Genomic DNA, 4,343 nt, shown 5'->3' with positions numbered 1-4,343 from the left:
TAAGAAAAATTGAAGATGAATTTTGGACGTCGGGCATTAAAATGGATATTCAATAATCATTTTGGTATCAATTCATGTGCTATGAGCTATAGTGGCACACCTGTAAAGTTTGACCCCTGCCAGGGTTTATCATTTTCATCACCCCGTGCAGGAGCCTCTATAATAAACATTATTTTTGAATGTAAATGACCATATCCCCATGATATCCTATTTCTTTTGCTAATTAAGTGATGAGGACATCTTTTGCATTTTGGTTCCAATATATTTCGTAATTCGTCTTTGATTTTAGGATATGGTATTTGTTCCATGATAGATCCTCCTTAATTTTGGTATAATAAATCTAAGTATTACAATCATTTCTGTAATTAAATGTCAAATATCCATTAAGATATAAGCCATATAAAATTTTTTGTCCCTAAGAAAAGATCCCCGAATTTTAATTTTTACCAAAATAGTTAAGATTCAACTTTATGGAAAAATAAGCATACCCATGATCGAGATGGCTTTTTCAACTTAAGCCCTGCTGGACCCACTCAATCAGATGGAAAATATCAGCCTGATATCACCTTCTTTGATAAAATATTCATTAAGCCCAAAAAACGAAAAAAAGAAGATGCAGAAAAAATGTTTACTTATGATCTTGAAGTCTGGGAAAATAAAAAACAAAAAATACAGCAAAAAAATGAAAAACTAAAAGCGGACTATCTGAAAAATATAAAGAATTGGAAAAAAGAAAAACTTAAGTACGAAAAGGACCAGGAGGAAGGCAATAAAAAAATATTAGAAAAGAAAGCCCAATATCTAAACAAAGATCCTGATTCAATTTTAGAATATTGCGATATGGTATTAGCAAATTCTGAATATCCAGACTATTTCCCTCAAGAATGGTTCCTTGATTACCAAGCTAAATCAAAAATATTACTTATCGATTATTCTCTTCCTGATAAAGACTGTTTACCAACTGTTAAGAAGGTAAAGTATGTGATCTCAACGAACAAATTTACAGAGACTCATCTATCGCAAACAGCACTAAATAAATTATATGATGGACTGCTTTATCAAATCGCACTAAGAACTATTCATGAATTGTATGAGGCAGATGTTATAAACTCACTCGATTCTGTTGTATTTAACGGATGGGTTGATTCTGTAGACAAAGCGACTGGGCAGAATACAAACGGTTGCATCATGTCTCTTCAAGCGTCTAAAGATGAATTTTTAGCTATTAAGCTGGAAAAAGTAAATCCAAAAGCATGCTTCAAACGACTGAAAGGGGTCGGTAGTAGTAAGTTACATGGTTTGTCGCCTGTTGCACCAATTATAAGTATCGACAGAGAGGATCGCCGTTTTGTTTCACCATATGATGTAGCGGACAGCGTTGATGATTCAGATAACCTTGCTGCAATGGATTGGCAAGATTTTGAAAATTTGATTCGCGAGATTTTTGAAAAAGAATTTGTCAGTTCTGGTGGTGAAGTGAAAATAACACAAGCGAGTCGAGATGGTGGTGTTGATGCTATAGCCTTTGATCCAGATCCTATACGTGGAGGGAAAATTGTAATTCAAGCAAAAAGGTATACAAACGTGGTTGGAGTTTCTGCTGTAAGAGATCTATACGGTACTACTGTAAATGAAGGCGCCACAAAGGGAATTCTGGTTACAACGGCAGACTATGGCCCTGATGCTTATAAATTTGCTAAGGGAAAACCTTTGACACTCTTAAATGGTAACAATTTATTACATTTGCTCGAAAAGCATGGACATAAAGCCAAGATTGATCTAAAAGAAGCTAAAAAAATATTTGCTGAACAAAAAAATAACAAGGCAAATTTATAAACCCGCTTCTTGGCATTATCAAAATATCATGCAAATGATTTTACTTCATTCTCTTAAAAAATATCCACCTGTTTTCTTACTTCCCCTATGTCCAATAATTTTTTCCCCAGGGTTTTTCCCGACCGGTTATTGAGCAATTTTGAGGCTTGTTTGGTTTGAATTCCAGCATTGTGTGAATTCACTGAAAGTAAAGATTTTAATCCCTTATATATCTTGGGGGTGTTGGTGCTTTATTCAATTAACCAAACCTCCCGGGCTTGAAATTTCAATCCGATTATCAAATATCTCCACCATGACATTGGCCCCTTTTTCGAAATAGTACCGGTGACACACTGCATTGATCACGGCTTCCCTTTTTATATATAATCTTCCCATATATCTTCAACAGGTTTAATTAATTCATCCATCGAAACAAGCAGTTTTGGTTTTTTTATGCATTGTTTGCGCCAGTCATTTTTTTTCACAGGTTTTAGATAAGCAACCTTTTTTTTATTATGGGTAATAACCACATTTTCACCTGATTCAACTCTTTTTAATATCGCAAAAATATTCCCTCTTAAACCTGTTGCTGTTATGTTTAGCATAAATACCTCTTTTATCTAAATCCAGAAAGTTTTTACATTGTATTGTTGTATTGTTTTATCTTTTGTTACAAAAAAAAAGTTGTTTTTAACGGCCTGAGCAATAAGCAGACGATCAAAAGGATCTTTGTGGAAATCAGGCAGGTTCACAGATCCAATCATTTCCCCTGCTGTAGGATCAATAAGTCTGATATTAGAGCTTTCAATTAAACTGATACGCCAGGCATCAATATCCTCAAGTTCGATCCTCTTTTTTTTGACAAGAAGAGCTGTCTCCCAGAATGAAATTGATGAAACATATAGATTCTCCAATTCATTTTGTTCATCCAGAAAATCAACATATTTGCGGGATACATTTTCTTTGTTAAACCAGAAAATCAGTGCGTGTGTATCTAACAGATAGCCATTCAAAATTATTTTTCCATTCCTCTATTTTTTTATATGTCCATATTCATACTATAGAGCGTACATGTATATGTCAATAAAAATTGTAACTATTCAGCACAGATTTTATAAATTTTTTTCGTTTTCACAACCATAAAGAGTTCCTCATTGAAAAATTCAGGCAGCTTATCCAAACCAATTACTCCAGATTGAGGCTCATGTAAAAAGGAGGTTGAGGGCACGTTTTGTAGGTCAACAAAAGAGATGTCGTTTCTTATACAAGAAACTCGTTAAATAATTTTATGTTTCACATGTGATTGCCCTTTATTTTCCTTTTACACTTTTTTTTTTTATTGTTATATTTAAGGCAATTATTAATATAATTCAAAATTCGCTCTACTAATGTTGCTCAACGTTAATGTAGTACCCAACAAAGTGTAAAAAATCTGCCATTGGCAGAAAAAGAAAAGAAATTCCAAATAATTTTGAATGGCAGCATAAGCCTCCTTGCTGCCCATAGGAGGGTAAAATGGCCGGCAAAACAAATCCAAAGTCTTTAATAAGTCATGTTGATGCAGTTAAAAAAGGAAAACGATTATTTGAAGATGCCTTTCAAGGTGTTTCCCGGATGATCCTTGATGCGGGTATCCAAAAAATTACAGTCAAAGGGAAAACAACCTATCAGTTTGATATATTCAGTCAGGGGAAAAAACATCTGGTGGGGATGTACGATGAAATAAACAGTTTTGTTTCATTTGTAAAAGATGCTTCTGAAGGTGGCTCATCAAGGGAAATGGCATTTGTTCTGGTGGGTGAACCCGGCAATGGTAAAACTTTTTTAATAGAATATCTTTGTGCGCGGTACAGAGAATTTCTTAGTATTCCCCAAAATAAAAAATATACATTCAGGTTTATGAATCTGGATCAGCTTGGAGGCTATGGCAAGATTAACTTTATTGAATCTCAGACTTACGAAGACCCCATGATCCTGGCTATGAGTCTTTGTGAAACTAATGATCAGTCAAAAGAGTACTTTTCAAAAAAATTTAAATTTACGGGCAAACAGATAGATGACCTGTATGATAAATATCGCCCTTTGGGTGCCTGTTCTGCTTACATTCTCAATCAAATTCGGGAACATACGGATAATGATATCACCAAAATGTTGTCTTTTATTGACATTATACCGGTTCCATTAATTGAAAGTCTTGGTACGATTACAGGCAAATATCCTGCCAAGGATAAGATCACCTCGTCTGCCGTGGATCTCATGGGTGAAGAATCTATTCAAAGGCTTCTTCATATTTCCGATTCAAACAATCCATATCGGTTTGATTTAAGAAGAGGGGCACTTGCAAGGGTTGCTGGCGGCGGTATTCATTTCAGTGATGAAATTTTTAAAAATAAGAAAGATCTGGTTCAGGTTTACCTTGGGGTGATTCAAAATCGGACAATCGAAATGGATGGATTTAAATGGCCGATTGACACCTTGATTGTCGCCACCAGTAATAATTCCGAATTTGATACCTTTCTTTCCGAAAG

The 4,343-nt window shown here is 34.7% G+C and carries 5 protein-coding genes and 1 pseudogene; 2 read left to right on the top strand and 4 right to left on the bottom strand.

What is annotated here, in order from left to right; all coding sequences use genetic code 11:
- Positions 1 to 86 precede the first annotated feature (86 nt).
- Entirely contained in the window at positions 87 to 308 is a 222-nt protein-coding gene (locus tag K8S13_RS00185; RefSeq protein WP_291459583.1) for a hypothetical protein, read from the bottom strand.
- A 316-nt stretch (positions 309 to 624) separates the two neighbouring features.
- On the opposite strand from K8S13_RS00185, the gene K8S13_RS00180 reads away from it, so the two are divergent.
- The gene (locus K8S13_RS00180) at positions 625 to 1,836 is read left to right on the top strand and encodes a restriction endonuclease (RefSeq protein WP_291459582.1); all 1,212 of its coding nucleotides are present in this window, start codon (positions 625 to 627) and stop codon (positions 1,834 to 1,836) included.
- A gap of 234 nt (positions 1,837 to 2,070) precedes the next feature.
- Here K8S13_RS00180 and K8S13_RS00175 read toward each other — a convergent pair whose 3' ends face one another.
- Genes K8S13_RS00175 through K8S13_RS00165 form a run of 3 tightly spaced genes read right to left on the bottom strand, consistent with a single transcriptional unit; the run spans position 2,071 to position 2,828 of the window.
- On the bottom strand, positions 2,071 to 2,211 hold the full coding sequence (locus K8S13_RS00175; RefSeq protein WP_291459581.1) for an ATP-binding protein: 141 nt from the start codon (positions 2,209 to 2,211) through the stop codon (positions 2,071 to 2,073).
- A complete protein-coding gene (locus tag K8S13_RS00170; RefSeq protein ID WP_291459580.1) occupies positions 2,193 to 2,420 on the bottom strand; it encodes a type II toxin-antitoxin system Phd/YefM family antitoxin in 228 nt (75 codons plus the stop codon). Before K8S13_RS00170 ends, K8S13_RS00175 begins: the two co-directional genes overlap by 19 nt.
- Before the next feature lie 15 nt (positions 2,421 to 2,435).
- Complete coding sequence (locus tag K8S13_RS00165; protein WP_291459579.1) at positions 2,436 to 2,828, bottom strand: type II toxin-antitoxin system VapC family toxin; 393 nt, start codon at positions 2,826 to 2,828, stop codon at positions 2,436 to 2,438.
- A 502-nt stretch (positions 2,829 to 3,330) separates the two neighbouring features.
- Here K8S13_RS00165 and K8S13_RS00160 point away from each other — a divergent pair.
- Positions 3,331 to 4,343, top strand: a pseudogene (locus K8S13_RS00160) (serine protein kinase PrkA); the annotation flags it as partial.

This window comes from Desulfobacula sp. (genome assembly GCF_021107415.1).
The sequence above is the reverse complement of the archived record's forward strand: the minus strand, read 5'-3'. Positions and strand labels throughout refer to the sequence as shown.

Coding starts and splice junctions, on each gene's coding strand:
- K8S13_RS00185 (WP_291459583.1), bottom strand. CDS start 308: ATGGAACAAATACCATATCCTAAAATCAAAGACGAATTACGAAATATA.
- K8S13_RS00180 (WP_291459582.1), top strand. CDS start 625: ATGTTTACTTATGATCTTGAAGTCTGGGAAAATAAAAAACAAAAAATA.
- K8S13_RS00175 (WP_291459581.1), bottom strand. CDS start 2,211: ATGGGAAGATTATATATAAAAAGGGAAGCCGTGATCAATGCAGTGTGT.
- K8S13_RS00170 (WP_291459580.1), bottom strand. CDS start 2,420: ATGCTAAACATAACAGCAACAGGTTTAAGAGGGAATATTTTTGCGATA.